Source organism: Thalassobium sp. R2A62 (genome assembly GCF_000161835.1).
Lineage (GTDB): Bacteria > Pseudomonadota > Alphaproteobacteria > Rhodobacterales > Rhodobacteraceae > Thalassobium.
This window is the reverse complement of the sequence record NZ_GG697169.2, coordinates 265,311-284,671: the sequence shown is the minus strand read 5'-3', so window position 1 is coordinate 284,671 and position 19,361 is coordinate 265,311. Positions and strand designations below refer to the sequence as shown.

Annotated in this window: 15 protein-coding genes; 7 read left to right on the top strand and 8 right to left on the bottom strand. The window is 56.0% G+C overall.

The genetic code is table 11. The annotated features are described in order from the left end of the window. Positions 1-11: 11 nt before the first annotated feature. The 3 genes from TR2A62_RS01420 to TR2A62_RS01410 all read left to right on the top strand — a co-directional run bounded on the left by TR2A62_RS01420 (position 12) and on the right by TR2A62_RS01410 (position 6,166). Positions 12-1,580 carry a DNA polymerase Y family protein gene (locus TR2A62_RS01420; RefSeq protein ID WP_009159977.1) on the top strand — a complete coding sequence of 523 codons (1,569 nt, stop codon included), beginning with the start codon at positions 12-14 and terminating at the stop codon, positions 1,578-1,580. After that, positions 1,580-4,882 carry an error-prone DNA polymerase gene (locus TR2A62_RS01415; protein ID WP_009159761.1) on the top strand — a complete coding sequence of 1,101 codons (3,303 nt, stop codon included), beginning with the start codon at positions 1,580-1,582 and terminating at the stop codon, positions 4,880-4,882. Before TR2A62_RS01420 ends, TR2A62_RS01415 begins: the two co-directional genes overlap by 1 nt. A 75-nt stretch (positions 4,883-4,957) precedes the next feature. Beyond that, positions 4,958-6,166, top strand: coding sequence for an FAD-binding oxidoreductase (locus TR2A62_RS01410; RefSeq protein ID WP_009157874.1), 1,209 nt, complete (start codon positions 4,958-4,960; stop codon positions 6,164-6,166). A gap of 76 nt (positions 6,167-6,242) precedes the next feature. On the opposite strand, the gene TR2A62_RS01405 is transcribed toward TR2A62_RS01410, so the two are convergent. From TR2A62_RS01405 to TR2A62_RS01370, 8 genes are all read right to left on the bottom strand, one after another. Then, positions 6,243-7,277: a glycine betaine/L-proline ABC transporter ATP-binding protein gene (locus TR2A62_RS01405; RefSeq protein WP_009160788.1), complete on the bottom strand. Its 1,035-nt coding sequence runs from the start codon at positions 7,275-7,277 to the stop codon at positions 6,243-6,245. Between the two features lie 14 nt (positions 7,278-7,291). After that, on the bottom strand, positions 7,292-8,323 hold the full coding sequence (locus tag TR2A62_RS01400) for a proline/glycine betaine ABC transporter permease (RefSeq protein WP_009159990.1): 1,032 nt from the start codon (positions 8,321-8,323) through the stop codon (positions 7,292-7,294). A 70-nt stretch (positions 8,324-8,393) separates the two neighbouring features. Continuing rightward, positions 8,394-9,362: an ABC transporter substrate-binding protein gene (locus TR2A62_RS01395; protein ID WP_009159260.1), complete on the bottom strand. Its 969-nt coding sequence runs from the start codon at positions 9,360-9,362 to the stop codon at positions 8,394-8,396. A 212-nt stretch (positions 9,363-9,574) separates the two neighbouring features. Next, complete coding sequence (locus TR2A62_RS01390; protein ID WP_009157472.1) at positions 9,575-10,423, bottom strand: fumarylacetoacetate hydrolase family protein; 849 nt, start codon at positions 10,421-10,423, stop codon at positions 9,575-9,577. A gap of 12 nt (positions 10,424-10,435) precedes the next feature. Next, a complete protein-coding gene (locus TR2A62_RS01385) occupies positions 10,436-12,232 on the bottom strand; it encodes an IlvD/Edd family dehydratase (protein WP_009160373.1) in 1,797 nt (598 codons plus the stop codon). Between the two features lie 195 nt (positions 12,233-12,427). Further along, positions 12,428-13,120 carry a D-lyxose/D-mannose family sugar isomerase gene (locus tag TR2A62_RS01380; RefSeq protein ID WP_009159483.1) on the bottom strand — a complete coding sequence of 231 codons (693 nt, stop codon included), beginning with the start codon at positions 13,118-13,120 and terminating at the stop codon, positions 12,428-12,430. Between the two features lie 24 nt (positions 13,121-13,144). Continuing rightward, positions 13,145-13,798 (bottom strand): glutathione S-transferase family protein, encoded by a 654-nt coding sequence (locus tag TR2A62_RS01375; RefSeq protein WP_009158732.1) that lies wholly within the window; start codon positions 13,796-13,798, stop codon positions 13,145-13,147. 82 nt (positions 13,799-13,880) lie between these two features. Further along, positions 13,881-14,660, bottom strand: a complete 780-nt coding sequence (locus tag TR2A62_RS01370; RefSeq protein ID WP_009160584.1) for a transporter substrate-binding domain-containing protein — start codon at positions 14,658-14,660, stop codon at positions 13,881-13,883. Between the two features lie 130 nt (positions 14,661-14,790). Between TR2A62_RS01370 and TR2A62_RS01365 the strand changes: the two genes are divergently transcribed. Genes TR2A62_RS01365 through TR2A62_RS01350 form a run of 4 tightly spaced genes read left to right on the top strand, consistent with a single transcriptional unit; the run spans position 14,791 to position 19,324 of the window. Next, complete coding sequence (locus TR2A62_RS01365; protein ID WP_009157577.1) at positions 14,791-15,537, top strand: amino acid ABC transporter ATP-binding protein; 747 nt, start codon at positions 14,791-14,793, stop codon at positions 15,535-15,537. A gap of 11 nt (positions 15,538-15,548) precedes the next feature. Continuing rightward, complete coding sequence (locus tag TR2A62_RS01360; protein WP_009159881.1) at positions 15,549-16,295, top strand: amino acid ABC transporter permease; 747 nt, start codon at positions 15,549-15,551, stop codon at positions 16,293-16,295. A gap of 2 nt (positions 16,296-16,297) precedes the next feature. Next, a complete protein-coding gene (locus tag TR2A62_RS01355) occupies positions 16,298-17,668 on the top strand; it encodes an MATE family efflux transporter (protein WP_009159226.1) in 1,371 nt (456 codons plus the stop codon). A gap of 12 nt (positions 17,669-17,680) precedes the next feature. Further along, positions 17,681-19,324, top strand: a complete 1,644-nt coding sequence (locus TR2A62_RS01350) for a sulfatase-like hydrolase/transferase (protein WP_009157762.1) — start codon at positions 17,681-17,683, stop codon at positions 19,322-19,324. The last annotated feature ends 37 nt before the right edge of the window (positions 19,325-19,361 follow it).

Genomic DNA, 19,361 nt, shown 5'->3' with positions numbered 1-19,361 from the left:
AGATACAGCCCATGATGCAAGGTGATCTTGTTGCAGGCATCCGGCCTCTCTTGGGTCGGCGGGTAGTGTCGATGTGGTTTCCCCACCTCAGCATCGAACGCTGGCAACGCAGTATGGAACGTCAACATATCGAACCACCCCCTGATGTGGCGGTCACGCTGGCTGTGGACGGCGCGCATGGACCTGTGGTGCATGCTGCCAACCCTGCCGCAATCGAGGCGGGCGTTCACACGGGCGCGCGCATTGTCGATATGCGCAGTTTGATCCCCGAGTTACGCGTTGAATATGCAGATGTTGGCGGTGATCAGATTTTGCTGCAACAGCTGATGCTCTGGACGCGGCGTTGGTGTCCATGGACATCCCTAGATGGCTCTGATGGTTTGATTTTGGACACCACCGGATCGGATCATCTACATGATGGCGAGGCGTTGATGCTCGCGGATATGCAAGCACGGTTTGCACAGCTTGGACTGACCGTACGATTAGCCGTGGCCCCCACCCGTGGGGCTGCTTGGGGCTTGGCGCGCTATGGTCCGGAACGGGCGATCTGCCCAGCTGAAGACATCGAATTACGACTGGGCGCACTACCAGTCAAAGCCTTGAGATTAAGCGATAAAACTGACCTTTTACTCAATCGGTTAGGCCTTAAAACCATTGGTGCGTTGACCGACGTGCCACGGGTCGCGCTGGTCCGCCGCTTTGCCCGGACCGAGCTGATCCACAACCCTGTCATGCGGTTGGACCAGATGATGGGACGGTTGGCAGAACCGGTCAACAGCCCCGAAGACCCGCCCCGTTTCATGGTGCGTGCCCGCCTACCCGAGCCGGTTCAGGACCCCACACCGCACCTGCCCGCGCTGTGCGAGGCGCTCTGCGCTGAGCTATCCAGCGCAGGGTTTGGCGCACGCCGCATCGTTGTGTCAGTCTATAAAACCGATGGCGACATCAGCCATGTTGAGGCCGCAACTGCCACAGGGTCACGAGACCCTGCGCATCTCTTGGGGCTGTTCCGCGACCGGATCGAGGCGATAAACCCCGGGTATGGCTTTGATCTGATCACCTTGACCGCCGCCCATGTAGAAGAAATGGCCGATGTTCAAAGCCGTTTGGGGGGTGGCACGGATGAAGGCACAGAACTGGCCCAGCTGGTCGACCGGTTGACCGCAAAATTCGGTGCGGCCCATGTCACCCGCCCCATCCCAGGCAACAGCCATATCCCAGAGCGTCGCGAGGCATGGATCCCCGCCATGAGCGGGCCACCTGCCCCGCTTGAGACCGCGCTGTTGCGCCCGCTGCGGCTGTTCCACACGCCCGAGGAAATCCGCGTGCTCTATGCCGTGCCCGAAGGTCCCCCCGCCCAATTCCAATGGCGGCGCCAATTGTTGCGCGTGGTGCGGTTCAATGGCCCCGAGCGGATTTCACCCGAATGGTGGAAAGACCGCCCCACCAGCCGCTTGCGCGACTATTACCGCATAGAAGAACAGTTTGGTCGCCGCATCTGGCTGTTTCGCGAGGGGCTTCATGGTGACGGGCGTGGGCGAGAGGACCCGCGTTGGTTCGTGCATGGGGTCTTTGCCTGATGCCCAAGAACGATCACCAACACCCGCGCCGCACACTGGACCCTGACATTGGGTTTACCCCCAACGCCCCCTGCGACTATGTCGAATTGGGATTGGCCAGTTGCTTTTCCTTTTTGCGCGGTGCCTCTGATGCCGTCGATCTCGCGTCCGAGGCATGGGCGTTGGGCTATGACCAGTTGGGCATCGCTGATTGGAACACGCTCGCGGGTGTGGTCCGGCTACACACAGAGGCGACCAAGGCACATATCCGCCCTCTGATCGGGGCGCGGATCGTATTGGTTACAGGCGAGGCTTTTCTTGCCTACCCCAACGACCGTGATGCCTACGGCCGCCTTTCGACCCTGATTTCCAAGGGGCGGCGTTACGATCCAGATGGGGTCTGGCAGGCCAAAGGGGCCTGTGACATCACCCTTGCCGATCTCGCCGCCACCAGTGACAACATCCAGCTGATTGTCATCCCACCGCGCAATCTGGATCTATTTGCGCGTGACCTCACGCGCATTCAGCATCGGTTGCCAACCTGTCGTCATGTGGCAGCCAGCTATCTCTATCACGGCGATGACGTCGCACGGCTCACTCAAATCGACTCCATCGCCCGCGCCCGTGGGCTGGACATGCTTGCCACCAATGACGTGCTCTACCATGCGCCTCATCGTCGCCCACTTCAGGATGTGATGACCTGTATCCGCGAAAAAACCAGAGTCGACCGCGCGGGCTATCTGCTGGAACCCAACGCCGAGCGGCATCTTAAATCCCCCGCCGAGATGCAGCGCCTCTTTTCCCGTTGGCCCCATGCAATTGCCGCCCCCCGCGTGGTCGCCGATGCCATCACCTTTGCGCTGACCGACCTCAAATACGAATACCCCAGCGAAACACTGCCCCCCGGCACCACGGCCAGCGCAGAACTGCGTCGCCTGACCTATCTGGGTGCCGACGACCGCTATCCCGCAGGTCTGCCAGCAAAGGTGCGCAAGATTATCGAAAAGGAACTGGCCCTGATCGATAAGATGGACATCGCCCGCTATATCCTGACCATCGACGACATCGTGCGCTTTGCCCGCCACGAGGCGACCCCACCGATCCTATGTCAGGGACGTGGGTCTGCCGCCAATTCCGCCGTCTGCTTTTGCCTCGGGATCACCGCCGTGGATCCCAACGAACATGACGTCCTGTTTGAACGCTTCATCAGCGAAGAACGCGACGAGCCGCCCGACATTGATGTGGATTTTGAACATGAACGCCGCGAAGAGGTGATCCAGCATATCTATGCCAAATATGGCCGCGACCGCGCGGGGCTGTGTGCCACGGTAATCCACTACCGCCCCCGCTCGGCGATCCGCGAGGTTGGCAAGGTTATGGGCCTTTCAGAGGATATCACTGGGGCATTGGCCAAGACCGTCTGGGGCTCTTGGGGGAGCGAGCTCGACGAAGACCGCGCGCGCGAAACCGGTGTCGACCTAAGCGACCCGCGCATTCGCCGAACCATCACTGTCGCACAAATGATGATCGGGATGCCTCGCCATCTGGGTCAGCACGTGGGCGGCTTTATCCTGACAGAACGCCCGCTGACCGAAACTGTGCCCATCGGCAATGGCGCCATGCCCGACCGCAGCTTTATCGAATGGGACAAGGACGACATCGACGCCTTGGGGATTTTCAAGATCGACATTCTGGCGCTTGGGATGCTGACCTGTATCCGCAAATGCTTTGACCTGATGCGCGCGCATCATGGCGTCGATTACGACCTCGCGATGATCCCGCAAGACGACCCTGCGACCTACAAAATGCTGCGCCGTGGCGACAGTTTAGGCGTGTTTCAGGTCGAAAGTCGCGCCCAGATGAACATGCTACCCCGCCTGCGTCCGCGTGTGTTCTATGATCTGGTCATCCAAGTTGCCATCGTCCGCCCCGGCCCCATTCAGGGCGACATGGTTCACCCCTACCTGCGCCGTCGCAACAACGAAGAGGCGGTCGAATACCCGCAACCGGAGCCACCTCATGATCCTGACGAGCTGCGCAATATTCTAAACCGCACGCTGGGGGTGCCGATTTTCCAAGAACAGGCAATGAAGATCTCGATCGAGGCAGCCGAGTTTTCCCCCGCCGAGGCCAATGAACTGCGCAAGGCAATGGCGACATTTCGATCCCGCGGGACCATCGAGAAACTACAGGACAAAATGGTCGGGCGCATGACGCGGCGCGGCTATGATCCGGTGTTCGCCCAACGCTGTTTTGACCAGATCAAAGGCTTTGGCGAATACGGCTTCCCCGAGAGTCACGCCGCCAGCTTTGCCAAACTTGTTTATGTGTCGAGCTGGATCAAATGCCACTACCCCGATGTCTTTGCTGCGGGCCTCTTAAATTCGCAACCCATGGGGTTCTATGCGCCAGCCCAAATCGTCCGCGATCTGCGCGAACATGACTGCGAGGTTCGCGAGATTGATGTGAACTATTCCAATTGGGACAATACGTTAGAGCCAACAGCTGATGGGTTTGCTCTGCGCATAGGGTTCCGCCAGATCAAGGGGCTGCGCGCAGATGCCGCCCACCAGATCATGGCAGGACGCGATGCGCCCTATACCAGCGCCGCTGATCTCAAAACGCGCAGCGCGATTGGGGCGCCGATCATTCGTCGCCTCGCCGCAGCAGACGCATTACGTTCGATGGGCATGGACCGCCGTCAGGCGCTGTGGGACGCTCGCGCGCTGCGAGATGCGCCTGATCTGCCGTTGTTTCAGGACCATGCGGACGAAGGTGCCGACACTCCCGTCACCCTGCCCCAGATGCCCACCTGCGAACAGGTCGTGGCTGACTATCAAACCACCCGTCTCTCGCTCAAGGCGCACCCCATCGCGTTTCTGCGCCGCTCGATGCAGCGCCAAGGGTTCATCGCAACCGACGTCCTGAAACAATCACGCAATGGCAAACGGGTAAAAATGGCTGGCATCGTCTTGATCCGCCAACGCCCCGGTAGCGCCAAGGGCGTGTGCTTTATCACGCTTGAGGACGAGGTCGGCGTCGCCAATCTGGTCGTTTGGCCCAAAGTGATGGAAACCTACCGCAAAGTGATCATGACCTCGCGACTGCTGAGCCTTTATGGCTACGTGCAGCGCGACCGCGACATCATCCACGTTGTCTGCACCCACCTCGAGGATCGCTCGGATGCGTTGTTGCGCCTTTCCCAAGACATGATGACCCCCGCCTTGGCCCACGCAGACGAGGTGGCCAAACCGATCCCCAGCACCCGAGGGCGCCACCCACGCGACGTCGAAGTCATCCCGAAATCTCGTGACTTCCACTAACCGTTCACAAAGATTGCGCCGCTGCCAGGCTCTGTGCAACGCTTGGATCAACACCTCTTGATTCTGGATCCCACCATGACAACCCAAGCCCCAAAACAGACCAGCTATGACGTTGTGATCGTCGGCGGCGCAATGCTTGGGTCTAGCGTCGCATGGTTCTTGTCTGACAACCCAGATTTCGATGGCAGCGTTCTCGTCGTGGAACGCGATACGACCTATGCCGCCTGTTCGACCGTTCACACCAACAGCTGCATGCGTCAGCAATTCTCGACCGAAGTGAACATCAAGATGAGCCAGTTTGCTGCTGATTTTGTTAAGAACTTTCGAGAGTATATGGGGAATGACGAGCGCGTCCCCCAACCCGTACTGCAAAGCTATGGCTATATGTACATGGCCGACACGCACGAATTTGTAAGCACACTCAAGGATACGCAACAGGTACAGGCCCGGCTCGGCGCAGGCACCAAACACATGTCCCCTGATGATATCGCCCGCGACTATCCGTTCTACAATCTCGACGGCATTCTGGGGGCCAATCACAATCTCAAGGACGAAGGTTATTTCGACGGCAACACTCTGTTTGATTGGTGGAAACGTGTGGCCGGTGAACGCGGTGTTGAATACGTCAACAACACCGTCACGGGTATGGGTTTAAACACGGCAGGCAACCGCGTTGAAACGGTCACATTGGCCTCGGGTGAGGTGATTTCCTGCGACACTGTGGTCAATGCCTCGGGCCCCCGCGCGAGCCTGACCAGTGAAATGGCAGGTATCCATCTGCCTATCGAGCCGCGCAAACGCTACACGTTCATATTCGCCGCAGAACGCCCTCTCGACCGCGACCTGCCGCTTACCATCGATCCCTCTGGTGTCCATATGCGCACTGATGGCACCTATTATCTGGCCGGCTGTCCCCCCGATGATGATCCAGCCGTCGACCACGATGACTATATCGAGGACCACAGCATCTGGCAGGACAAAGTCTGGCCAGCCATCGCCAACCGCATCCCACAATTCGAGGCGATTAAACTAATCAACTCTTGGGCGGGGCACTATGCCTACAATACGCTGGATCAAAACGCCGTATTAGGCCCCCACCCTGACGTGACCAACTTTGTCTTCGTCAACGGCTTTTCAGGTCATGGGTTCCAGCAGTCCCCAGCTGTAGGTCGCGGCACGGCCGAGATGATCGCACACGGCGAATACCGCACGCTGGACCTAAGCCTGTTTCACTATGAGAGAGTAACTCAAAACAACCCCATCATTGAAAAGGCCGTAATCTAGACGCCACTTCCGCCATAAACGAAACGGACCGCACCAGATTTCCCTGATGCGGCCCGTTGTTTTTTGCCGGTCTAAATCAGGCCGCGCTAGAAATCCGCGGCACCAGTGCGACGACCAAATCACGCATATCGATCTGGCCAACAGCTTCGCCGTCTTCCATCACGCGGTACTTGTGCTTGGTATCACCACCAGACAACGCAATCAGGCTCTCTAGGTTGTCGTTCGCGTCGACATCAGCCGAGAATTTGCCCTTGCTCAATGGTTGCATCACCGACCGCACACGCAAAACGCGCGCACGGTTAATGTCGCTGACAAAGTCCTCGATGTACGGATCAGACGGGTTCAGCAAGATGCCTTGCGGCTCGCCCTGCTGGACCACGGCGCCGTCCTTTAGGATCACGAGGTGATCCGCCAGTTTCAGGGCCTCGTCCAAGTCGTGTGTGATGAAAACGATGGTTTTGTGCAGCTCTTCTTGCAGCTCAAGAAGCAAGTTCTGCATGTCCGTACGGATCAGAGGGTCCAGCGCCGAAAACGCTTCGTCCATCAACATGATGTCGGTGTTTGCCGTCAGTGCGCGGGCAATGCCCACACGCTGTTGCATGCCACCAGACAGCTGTGCTGGAAAATGGTTCTCGTAGCCGTCCAGACCCACACGCGCGAGCCACTTCATGCCTTCGGCATTGCGGGTCGCCTCGTCGACGCCTTGGACCTCTAGTGCCATCGCCGCGTTCTGCAGCACCGTACGGTGCGGCAACAGCGCGAACTTTTGGAACACCATCGACATTTTGTCCTGACGCATCTTACGCAATTCAGCGTCCGACAGCTTCATCACGTCGATCCCGTCAATCAGGATCTCGCCATCAGTCGGGTCAATCAAACGGTTCAGGTGACGGATCAGAGTGGATTTCCCTGAGCCCGACAAACCCATTACAACCGTGATCTCGCCCGCTTGCACGTCGACATTGATGTTTTGCAGACCCAACACATGCCCGTGGGTTTCCAGCAGTTCAGGCTTGCCCATCCCTGCCTTGACGTGTGGCATCATGTCTTTGTGCCGCGCCCCAAAGATCTTGTAGAGGCCGCTCAGACGAACTTTTGGCATATCGCTCATGTCATTGCCTCCAATCAGTGGGATTTATGGGTCATATCGACCCGCGACAGCGCCGCCTTGGACACGCGGTCCAAGATGACAGCCAACAAAACGATGCCGATACCCGCAACAATACCCACACCCAATTCAAGGTTCCGGATACCGCGCAGCACGTTCACACCCAAACCAGGTGCCGACACCAACGATGCAATCACAACCATCGCGAGGCTCATCATGATGGTCTGGTTCACACCAGCCATGATGTTGGGCAACGCCAGCGGCAGCTCAACCTTGAGCAGCTTTTGGTTGGAATTCATGCCAAATGCGTTGGCCGCCTCGATGACGTCTTGATCAACCAGACGAATACCAAGGTCCGTTAGACGGATCACAGGTACGATCGCATAAAGAATGATCGCGATGCCATAGAGCTTGGATTCCGTGACCGAGAACAAGAAGATCAGCGGGATCAAATACACAAAGGTCGGTAAGGTTTGAAGCAGATCCAAAATCGGCACGACGGATCTTTGCAGCCTGTCGGATTTGGACATCGCAATGCCAATCGGCACCCCAAGCACAATCGATATCCCCGTACAGACAAAGATAATCGATAGCGTCTGCATCGCCACATCGTAGTGATCGACAAACGCCAGCAATAGAATGGAAAAGGCGACGAAGATCGTCACCGGTTTGGACCGAGATGCAAACCATGCGATGGCAACTAGGATCGGCACCATGATGAACCACGGTGTCGCGCTAAACGTCCACAACGCCCCGTCCAACAACCAGCTGAGTGGTTGGGTGATCGGGTCCAGCACGGACTTTAGCGCCGGTTTCGCCGCAAGAAAGCCGTCTTCGATGCCCTTGGTCAGGTCACGGGTCTGGCTAAGATTGCCACAGCTTTCATTCAAATTATCGAGTGAAGGGAAGGGGAAAAACGCGCCTTGCGCTGAGTCCTCACCATTCGATTGTGCCAACAGATCAGCCATCGAGAGAGGTGCATCAGACGCTCCTCCTCCGCACCAATCCTCTAGCCCCAAGAGCCGGAAAAGCCCGTCATAAAACGCCATTTTTTGTTCCCTGATATGGTTGACCCTCCCGTACCATATGGCCGGAAGGGTCGTGTCGTATAGGCTTTGCTTACTTGAGCAGAGCGGACAGCTTGCCCTTGGCTTCGTCGTTCAGCCAGTCAGCCCAAACGTCCTTGTAGGATGTCAGGAAGTAAACTGCGGCTTCTTCATTGGACGCGTTGTTGTCCAGACGCCATGCCAGCACTTCGCCCATCTGAGCGTTCGTGAAGGATACGTTCTTGAGCAGCTCAGCAACCTCTGGCTCACGCTCCATGAACGCGCCAGAAACAGCTGTTGTCACTTTCGCAGCAGGATATGCCGAGAATGTTGGGTCGGCACAGTCTACGTCACCGTTACACGTGTGCGCATCTGCATTGTACTCACCAACCTGAACCTGAACCATTGGGTACTTGCCCAAAACAGCTGTTGGTGCCCAGTAGTAGCCCAACCAAGGCTGCTGGTCTGCGTAGGCTGCAGCGATAGATGTCTGCAGTGTCTCACCGGAACCGTGCTGGAACCGCTCGAGGCCAGTGCCTTCGATGCCCAAAGCAGTCAGGTTGTTGTTGTTGATGATGTCACACGCCCAACCCGAAGGGCAGTCGTGAAATTTGCCACCGACAGCTGCGGGGTTCGCCATGATGCCTTCCCAAGTGGTCAGCTCTGGGTTGCTCTCTGCGAGATACGCAGGGATCCACCATGCTTCTACACCACCGTCAGACAGAACGTTAGTCAGCTCGATCAGTTTACCCTCTTCGAGCAGGCCAGCGTATGCTGGTGTCGAGTTTGCCCAAACTTCGGTCAGGATGTCCGGCTCGCCAGTTTCAGCCAACGATGTCAGCGCAGGAACAGTCGAGGATGGAACTTTTTGGACTTCGCAGCCATAGCCTTGCTCCATCAGGAACGAAGCAACCGCAGTCACAACCTGAGACGATGCCCAGTCCATTTCAGTGATCGAAACTTCGCCGCAATCTGCCATTGCAGACGTCGCACCGAGGCTCGCAGTTGTCAGCGCAACAGCGCCCAACATTTTCATTTTCATCTTTTTAGTCTCCCTGAGTTTCGCCGGCGTGGCGATTAGCCCGCCGACTATGGGGTAGCTTCGCACGAGCTTCTAGCGTGAAAAGCTGAAAAGCGACATTTCTCAGTCGGTATTCGTCACTTGCCCGAAAAATGAAAAACGTGAACAGAATTTCAGCCGCCCAAATATGCAAATTACGTAATTTTAACCCCAAAATACGCAAATTACTAAAACTAGCTGTCTTGGCCGACATTCTGACGTTGCTCGCCCAACCCTTGGATTCGCAAGATCATCTCGTCTCCGGCGGACAAATAGACAGGCTCTGGTTTGATCCCCATCCCCACTCCGGGGGGCGTTCCAGTGCTGATCACATCGCCCGGATGCAGCGTCATCAATTGGGACAAATGCGAGATGATCTGAGCGACGGAAAAGATCATCTTAGAGGTGTTTCCAGTTTGCATACGGACGCCGTTTATATCCAACGACAAATCCAATTTTTGTGGATCAGCCACCTCGTCACGTGTCACGAGCCACGGACCTGTCGGCCCGAACGTGTCGCAAGATTTGCCTTTGGTCCATTGGCCAGACAACTGGGTCTGGAAATGCCGTTCAGACACATCATTGACGATGCAATATCCGGCCACATGATCCAGAGCGTCAACTTCGTCGACGTATTTTGCGGCAAGTCCGATCACGACGCCTAGTTCGACTTCCCAATCCGTTTTGGTTGACCCACGTGGGATCAGGACGGTATCGTTTGGCCCGCAAACTGCTGAATTTGCTTTGAAAAACAGGATCGGATGTTCAGGTTCAGCCATACCCGCCTCTGCGGCGTGATCTGAATAGTTCAGACCGATGCACAGAAATTTCCCAATATTCCCTACACATGGGCCGATACGTGGGGCACCTGCGACTGAGGGCAATGCGCTTAGATCCAAACCGCGGAGCATGTCCAATTTCTCATCCGACAGAGCGTCACCGTCGATATCCGAAATCACACCGGACAGGTCACGTAGTGTGCCATCCTCGTCGATACATCCAGGCTGTTCTGCGCCGTGTTTTCCAAACCGTACCAGCTTCATTTTTTTGGTCCTTTAGTGACTGTCGCGCGGCAAGTACTTGCGCGAAATATCTTGGTATCCGTCCGCATCTCGCAGGATCATGCCTTCGTCAAAGCGACCAACAAGCTCGCGGAAATACTGCTGCCACGGCGTCTGGCTTTCAGGATGGGCATACCCGCCGTCAGCCACCAGCTTGGCGGCACGATCCGCCAACTCATCCATTGGAACCAGCATGTTAGCCGTGCAGGTGTTCAGATCAATCCGCACGCGATCACCGCTCTGCAACAGCGCCAAACCACCGCCGTCAGCGGCCTCTGGTGCGGCGTTCAGGATTGATGGGCTACCCGACGTCCCAGACTGGCGCCCGTCCCCAATACAAGGCAACGCATGAATGCCCTTTTTGATCAGATAGCTTGGGGGCCGCATGTTCACGACCTCAGCGCCACCCGGGTACCCTTTGGGTCCTGCGCCACGCATGAACATGATGCAATTCTCATCTAGCTCTTCCGACGGATCATCGACGCGGTGATGGAAATCTTCGGGCCCGTCATAGACAACCGCACGCCCCTCAAACGCATTCAGGTCGTCAGCATTCGACAAATACCGTTGGCGAAAATCTGCACTGATGACACTGGTTTTCATGATCGCGCTGTCGAACAAGTTACCAGAAAGGTTAATGAAACCGGCTTGCTGCATCAATGGATTTTCAACCGTCATAATGACGTCTGTATTGCTCGAACGGTGTGCGTGACAGTTGTCGCCCATCGACTGGCCATTGACCGTCACTGCGTTCGGGTGGGGCAACAAGTCCGCAGCCAGCAGCTCGGACACAACGGCAGGGACACCGCCAGCCTGCTGGTAATCTTCACCCAGATATTTGCCTGCTGGTTGCAGGTTTACCAACAGCGGGATGTGATGTCCGTGCGTTTGCCAGTCATCGTTGTTCAACGGCACACCCAGATGCCGCGCGATGCCATTCAAATGGATCGGCGCATTGGTTGATCCGCCAATGGCGGAGTTGATAACAATAGCATTTTCAAAAGCTTCACGCGTCATAACATCAGTTGGGCGCAGATCTTCCCACACCATATCGACGATGCGTTTGCCCGTTTCATAACTGATCTGACCACGTTCGCGGTATGGGGCTGGGATCGCGGCGGCGCCCGGCAACTGCATGCCCAGCGCCTCGGCCAGAGAATTCATCGTGGTGGCAGTGCCCATCGTGTTGCAGTACCCGACCGACGGAGCCGAGGCCGCCGCAATTTCCATGAATTCATCATCGTCGATTTCGCCAGCAGCGAGCTGTTCGCGTGCCTTCCAAATCACGGTGCCGGAGCCTGCACGCTCGCCCTTCCACCAGCCATTCAGCATTGGACCGACGGACAGTGCAATCGCCGGAATGTTAACTGTCGCCGCCGCCATCAAGAGCGCGGGCGTGGTTTTGTCACATCCGATATTCAGCACGACTCCGTCCAACGGATAACCAAACAAAGTTTCGACCAATGACAGGTAGGCAAGGTTTCGGTCCAACGATGCGGTTGGGCGTTTGCCCGTCTCTTGGATCGGATGTACCGGTACTTCGATTGGCGTGCCCCCTGCCGCAATGATCCCGTCGCGCACCCGTTTGGTCAGCTCCAAGTGATGGCGGTTACACGGGCTCAGATCGCTACCAGTTTGCGCAATCGCAATGATCGGCTTGCCGGACTGCAACTCTTCGCGCGTCAGGCCGTAGTTCAAATAGCGTTCGAGATACAGCGCGGTCATCTCCGCGTTGTCTTTGTTCATGAACCATTTGCGCGACCGCAGTTCTTCGATGTCGATTTTTTTCATCCCGAGGGTCTCCTATTCGTGGGCCATCAGCCTTTGAACACAACACTAGGCCTCAGTCTCGCAACACACCAGAGCGGCGCAGGTAAAAAATACAAATATTGGAACTCAGTTTCACTTAGTGGAACCTAGTTTGGTAGAAGGGCGCGAAGGCCATTGCTCAATGACCTGTCGCCAATACCGCCAACCACCTCACAATTAGACTGCGGATAGCCACGTCTTGTAGTCACTGACCAGCAAATGGGTCGGATCAACGTCTTCTTCGATTTGGGCAAAACGTCCAATCGGTTCGCGAAAAATGTTGTCGGTCTCGTCGTCGTTCACAGTCGACACTTCGCCCATCAATACATCGCCGCCTTCGCCCCAGAACGCATGCCAATCCCCGGGCATAAGAGTGACGCTTTCACCCGCTGCGAGCTTTAGCTTTTCTCCAGCGCCGAACTCACGGCGGATGCCATCGCACATGACCACACCGCCACGGTCCTCGGCAAAATTGCCGTCGTCATCTGAGCCGAACAACTCGATCACCAAGGTGGCCCCACCCCGATTGATTATGTCTTCCGCTTTGATGACATGCGTGTGCATGGGTGACAGTTGATCCTGCTTCGAAATCAATAATTTTTCAGCATAACACATGCCGCCTCCGCGCTGCAGGTCGGTCAGGCGACCGTTGCGCAAGGTGAACAGAAACAGGCCCATCTCGTCGTAGCGTCCAGCACCATAGTCGGTAATGTCCCACCCGCAACGTGCGGTGATCACGGCCTCCGCAGCCTCGGCATTGGCGCGGAACACATCAGCTGTCCAATAGGCCCAAGGCGGCAATGCAAAACCGTGATGGCGGATCAATTCATCCGCCTCTGCCATGATCGAATTAATAGTAGAACGTTTCATCTAAGCCTCGGCATTGGTTGCGCATTATTGCGCAGGTGGTTTGGCCTTTTGCAAGTAGTCGTCCATCGCTGGCGCGTAATGCGCAAGCTCGATTTCGACAGCCTCAAATCTATCCAGTCGCGCACGGTAATCCAACACCGATTGCGGCCAAACCACGGGCAAGCCCATCACGTCTTCAAACGCTGCTATCCATGCAAAGGTCACCGCAAACCCGCAATCGGACAGCCACAAAGTCTCGGCATCTAGCGGATTGTGGGCAAGCAGCAAATCCAGCGCATCAAGGTGTTTGGAAATGATAGCGCCGCCCGCGGCCAATGCCTCGGCGTCGCGTGTCGCATAGGCCACTTGGGGGTACATTGCGCGCACCGCAGGTTCGAGCCGTGTATCATGAAACCGCCCCATCTCGCGCGCCTTGGCACGCAATTGCAATGTCTCTGGCAGCATCGGCGTTTCGGGAAAGGCTTCGTTGAGGTATTCAGCAATAGCCTCGCTATCCGCCAACATAAAACCGTCATGGACCATCGCAGGTAAATTGCCCGATGGAACAATCGCCTTGTATTCGGCGGAACCGTATCCACCGGGTGGCGGCAGTTCGGTCCACTCAATGGATTTGTGCCGCATCATGACGCGCAGTTTTGCGCAGTAGGTCGCAACGGGGACGGTATAGATATTCAGCATGTGACTTCGATGATCCAAGTGTAGCAGGCAAAAAAAGGGCCAGTCGTTTCCGACCGGCCCCTAGGATGTATCACAATCCGACTTAGTCAACAGTCAGCTGCCACTTGTCGCCGAGTTCGTCAAAGAAACCCTGCTCTTGCTTGAGCGTGATCCACGTATTGATGTAGTTGATCCAAACCTGATCGGCCTGCGGCAACAGCATCGCAACCGGTGTTGGCGCGCGACCAGCCTCAACAGGAACGATCATCAATTGGTCGTATTGCGCGACCAATTTGTTCGCCTCGACATTCGACGTGATGCTTGCATCAGCACGGCCCGACAGGACCTCTTGGAAATCACGTGCTGGGGCCTCGACGATGCGGTGCTCGGCATTTGGGAAGAACTGTTTGACCTGCGTCTCTTGGGTTGTTCCCAAAGTCGCGGCAACGGATACGCCTTCCATGTTCAGACTTTCCCAGCTGTCGAAATTATCCATGTTGGATTTCAGCATCAGCGGCACAGTGACCAACGAGAAATAGCTATTCGAATAACCAGCGGCCTTGGCGCGGCTTGGCGAAACTGAAGCGGACCCTGTGATGTGGTACTGGCCCGAGGTCACACCGCTGACCAGAGTTTTCCAGTCTGTTGGCACGAACTCTACCTCGACACCGAGATCTGCAGCCAGTGCAGTCATCACATCGATGTCATAGCCTTCGTAAGTGTTGGTCGCGACGTCACGCATCGTCATCGGGTTCCAGTCACCTGTTGTGCCAACCTTGAGCACACCGGAGGAGAGGATTTCGTTCAAAGATGACTGTGCATTAGCAGCTACAGCAGAAGTCGCCAAAACAACGGCGGTGGCAGCAATCTTAAAGAATTTCATGGGTTTCCCTTTTCTCATGTGCGTTGCAATCTAGTGTGCCTGACGTATTTGCAAATGCAAAGGGACGTATTTTATTTCGCGCTCACGTCCGCGCGATCATCTGGGGTTCCAGAGAAAAGAGCGATCGACCATGGCCAAAACAGAGCCGTTAATCACCATTAGCAACGTGTCAAAGTTCTTTGGATCTTTTCAGGCTCTCAAAGATGTTAATTTGACAGTATCGTTAGGCGAACGTGTGGTGGTGTGTGGTCCATCAGGATCTGGCAAGTCGACATTGATCCGCTGCATCAACCGTTTAGAGGCGCATGAAGCGGGCGACATTGTCGTGGACGGCGTTACACTGACCGACAGCGATGAGAGCCTTGATAAAATTCGGGCCAATGTCGGTATGGTTTTTCAACAATTTAATTTGTTCCCTCATTTGACCGTTCTAGAGAATCTGACATTGGGGCCGCGCCGTGTGCTGGGCCTGTCGGTGGCCGAGGCCAACGAACGTGCGATGACATATCTAGAGCGGGTCCAAATCCCTGACCAAGCACACAAACTGCCAAGACAACTGTCAGGTGGCCAGCAACAGCGCGTCGCGATTGCGCGGTCATTGTGTATGGAGCCACGGATTTTACTGTTTGACGAGCCGACATCGGCGTTGGACCCTGAGATGATCGCCGAAGTTCTTGAGGTCATGACCGAGCTTGCAAGCTCTGGAATGACAATGATCGTCGTTACACACGAAATGGGGTTTGCTCGTCGTGTCGCCGACACCATGGTCTTTATGGACAAAGGTGAAATCGTCGAGGTCGGCCCACCAGACGACGTGTTTACAGCGCCCAAGTCCAAACGCTTTGGCATCTTCCTTCAACAAATTCTAAACCACTGAGAGGGGCCGATATGAAACGTCTCATAACACGCCTCGCACTGATCTTTGCCGTGCTCACCCTTGCGGGATGTTCGGGAAATTGGGGATGGTACGTCGTCGATCCCAGCACGCCAAAAGGCTGGAGCAACCTGCAATTTATGATGACGGGTGCGTACAACACGATCCTGATGTCACTGACGGCGATCTTAATCTCGGTCGTGGTCGGATTATTGGTCGCCCTGCCCGGTCTGTCAGACAAACGCGGCTGGCGCATCTTCAACCGCACCTATGTCGAAGTCGTCCGCGCAGTTCCGATCCTTGTTCTAATACTTTGGGTCTACTACGGCCTGCCGACACTGACCGGCCTTACGCTCAATGTCTTCTGGGCTGGTGTTCTAGCGCTTGCGTTGTCGGACAGCGCGTTTCAGGCCGAGATTTTTCGCGCAGGCATCCAATCTATTGGCAAGGGTCAGTATGAGGCCGCGCAGTCAATCTCGCTGAACTATCGCGACACGATGCGTTATATTATCCTGCCCCAAGCGATCCGGCGTATTCTCCCAGCCTTGGGGAACCAACTGGTTTATATGCTCAAAATGTCTTCACTGGTGTCCGTCATTGGTATGCAGGAATTGACCCGCAAAGCAAATGAACTGGTGGTCTCAGAATACCGGCCACTGGAAATCTACACCATTCTGGTGCTCGAATATCTGGTTCTCATCCTGATCGTTTCGGCAGGTGTACGGTGGCTAGAAAGCCGCATGACCGCGAGCGAGGCATAGGCATGGCGCAGGCAAAGGACGATCTAACGACCGGTGCGATCTCAGGACATTTTCGCAACCTTGCGATCCCCGCGGCCATCGGGATGTTGTTCACAACTCTCTACAATGTGGTCGACACGTATTTCGCAGGTAAAATCGGGACAGATGCGCAGGCGGGCCTGTCAATCGGCTTCCAAGCGTTCTTTATCATGATGGCCGTGGGGTTTGGCCTTAGCTCAGCCCTGTCGACATTGGTCAGCAATGCCAAAGGCGGCAAGGACGACGACAGCGCCCAGCGCTATGCGGCCCAAGGCATCAGCTTTGGCATCATCGCGACGGTCGTCTTGATGATTGGCGGCGCAATCTGGGGGCCTTGGCTGATCACGCTAGTGTCCGAACCCGGCAGCTATCGAGACGCAGCTACTGGTTACTTTGGCGTTCTTCTTTTCTCACTCCCAGGCTTTATGCTGGCCTATGGGATGAACGGGATTTTGCAGGCACATGGCGATACAAGGTCGATGCAACGGGCCTTGATGGTCGCGTTTTTCGCCAACGTCGTCCTGAACCCATTGCTGATATTTGGCATTCCGACTGTTTGGAACGGCATCGGGTTTAACGGGATCGCGTTGGCAACCGTCATCAGCCAAACGGGCGTGATGGCCTATATCCTGCTGCAAATTTCCAAACTCAAGACGATGGCCGGTGCACACCGCGCAGCATTCCGACCCGAGCTATCCACGTTCAAAGAAATCGCAGCACAGATGGCTCCGGCCAGCACGGCGATGATGGTTATGTTTATATCGGGCTTTGTCGTGCAATTCGCCCTCAAAGGGTTTGGCGGAGAAGCGATCGCAGCCTACGGCGTAGCACTTCGGATCGAACAAATCCTGTTGCTGCCTGTCTTGGGCATGACGGGTGCACTGTTGCCAATTGCGGCACAGAACTTTGGTGCAGCAGATCACGAACGCGTACGTGAAGCACTATTTTTCTGTTGGAAACTCGGCTTTGCCATGACCGTCATTGCGGCCCCTGCCCTTTGGTTCGGCGGTGGATACGCGATGGGGCTGTTCACCCAAGACGCACAAGTGATCGAAATTGGTCGCAGCTATCTGCGCATCGACAGCTTTTTGTTCCCGTTCTACATGATGCTGTTTTCTATCAACTCCTTCCTCCAAGCGCTGAAGAAACCGATTTGGACACTCTGGATCGGTATCTACCGCCAAGGGTTCGGCGTGGCGTTCTTTATCTGGCTGTTGGTCGGGATCGTCGGTATGGATGTTTGGGGCGTTTGGCTGGCTATTGGCACTGCCGTCTTTACCGGATGGATCATTGCTATGTTCGTGGCGATCCGAGTTGGGCGAGACAATATCGGCGGACTACGCCCCGCCACGTAAAGGAAGCGACACATGAACATTCTGTTTATCATGTATGACCAACTGCGGTTCGACTACCTCAGCTGTGCTGGGCATCCACATTTGAAGACCCCGAATTTCGATCGTGTCGCGGCCAAAGGGGTTCGATTTACCAATTGCTACGTCCAATCCCCGATTTGTGGCGCCAGCCGGATGAGCACCTATACAGGCCGCTATACGTCGTCTCACGGCGCACAGTGGAACGGATTTCCATTACGTGTCGGCGAGCAAACTATGGGCGATCACTTGCGCCGCGCTGGCATGGATTGTTGGCTGATCGGCAAAACCCATATGAAGGTTGACGCCGAAGGTATGGCCCGTCTCGGTCTAAGCCCAGACAGCATGATCGGTGCGCGCCAGGCCGAGTGCGGCTTTGACGTCTGGGTGCGGGATGATGGCCTATGGGCCGAAGGTCCAGACGGATTTTATGACGAGAAACGATCGCCTTATAATGAATTCCTCAATTCGCAAGGATACGCCGCTGAAAACCCTTGGGCGGATCATGCAAACGCGGGCCTAGACAACGGCACGGCGGCCTCTGGCTGGATGTTCGAGAACGCGGACAAGCCCGCAAACATCCGCGAAGAGGACAGTGAAACGCCGTGGCTCACATCCGAGACCATTCGGTTCATGGACCAAGCCAAAGGCCCGTGGTGCGCGCACGTCAGCTATATCAAACCACACTGGCCCTATATCGTTCCGGCCCCCTACCATGACATGTTCGGCCCCGAGCATGTCCCAGCAGCCTCGCGGCATGCGGTCGAGCGCGAGGACCCCCACCCCGTCTACGGCGCATACATGGGCAACAAAGTCGCCGCTGCGTTCCAAAATGACGACGTACGCGACAAGGTGATCCCTGCCTACATGGGCCTGATCAAACAATGTGACGATCAACTTGGACGGCTCTTGGATCATCTCGAGTCCATAGGTCAGGACAAGGAAACCATGATCGTTTTGACGTCCGATCACGGCGATTATCTCGGGGATCATTGGTTAGGCGAAAAGGATCTGTTTCATGATCCATCAGTTAAGGTTCCGCTGATTGTATTTGACCCGCGTGCGCAGGCCGACAACACGCGCGGCACGACCTGTGATGCTCTGGTCGAGGCTATTGATTTGGCCCCAACCTTTGTCGAGACCGCAGATGGCACCGTTGCAGATCATATCCTAGAGGGGCGCAGCCTCGTCCCGTATTTGACCGGGGTCGACACCACCGACCGGCGTTATGCGATTAGCGAATACGATTATTCGTCGACACCGCAATGCGCCAAGCTGGGCCTAGAGCCCCGTGATGCACGGCTCTTTATGGTCTTTGACGGGCGATACAAATTGATGCACGCCGAAGGCGGTTTCCGCCCGATGCTGTTTGATCTCGACACCGATCCTGACGAATTTGATGATCTGGCCAAAGACGACACCCATCAAAGCGAAATTGACAGGCTCTATGGGTATCTCGCCGAATGGGGCCGCCGCATGTCACAGCGTGTGACCAAGTCCGACGCCGAAATCGTCGCAAGCCGCGGTGCATCCCTGCGCAAGGGCGTTCTTCCGTTTCTCAACGACGGGAATGAAGTGCCAGAGGATTTGACCGAACGGTATCGCAGTACTGTTTCGCAGGATCATACACCCGAAGACTAGTTGCCATGCGCACAGCCACCAGAACCGGTGGTCACGT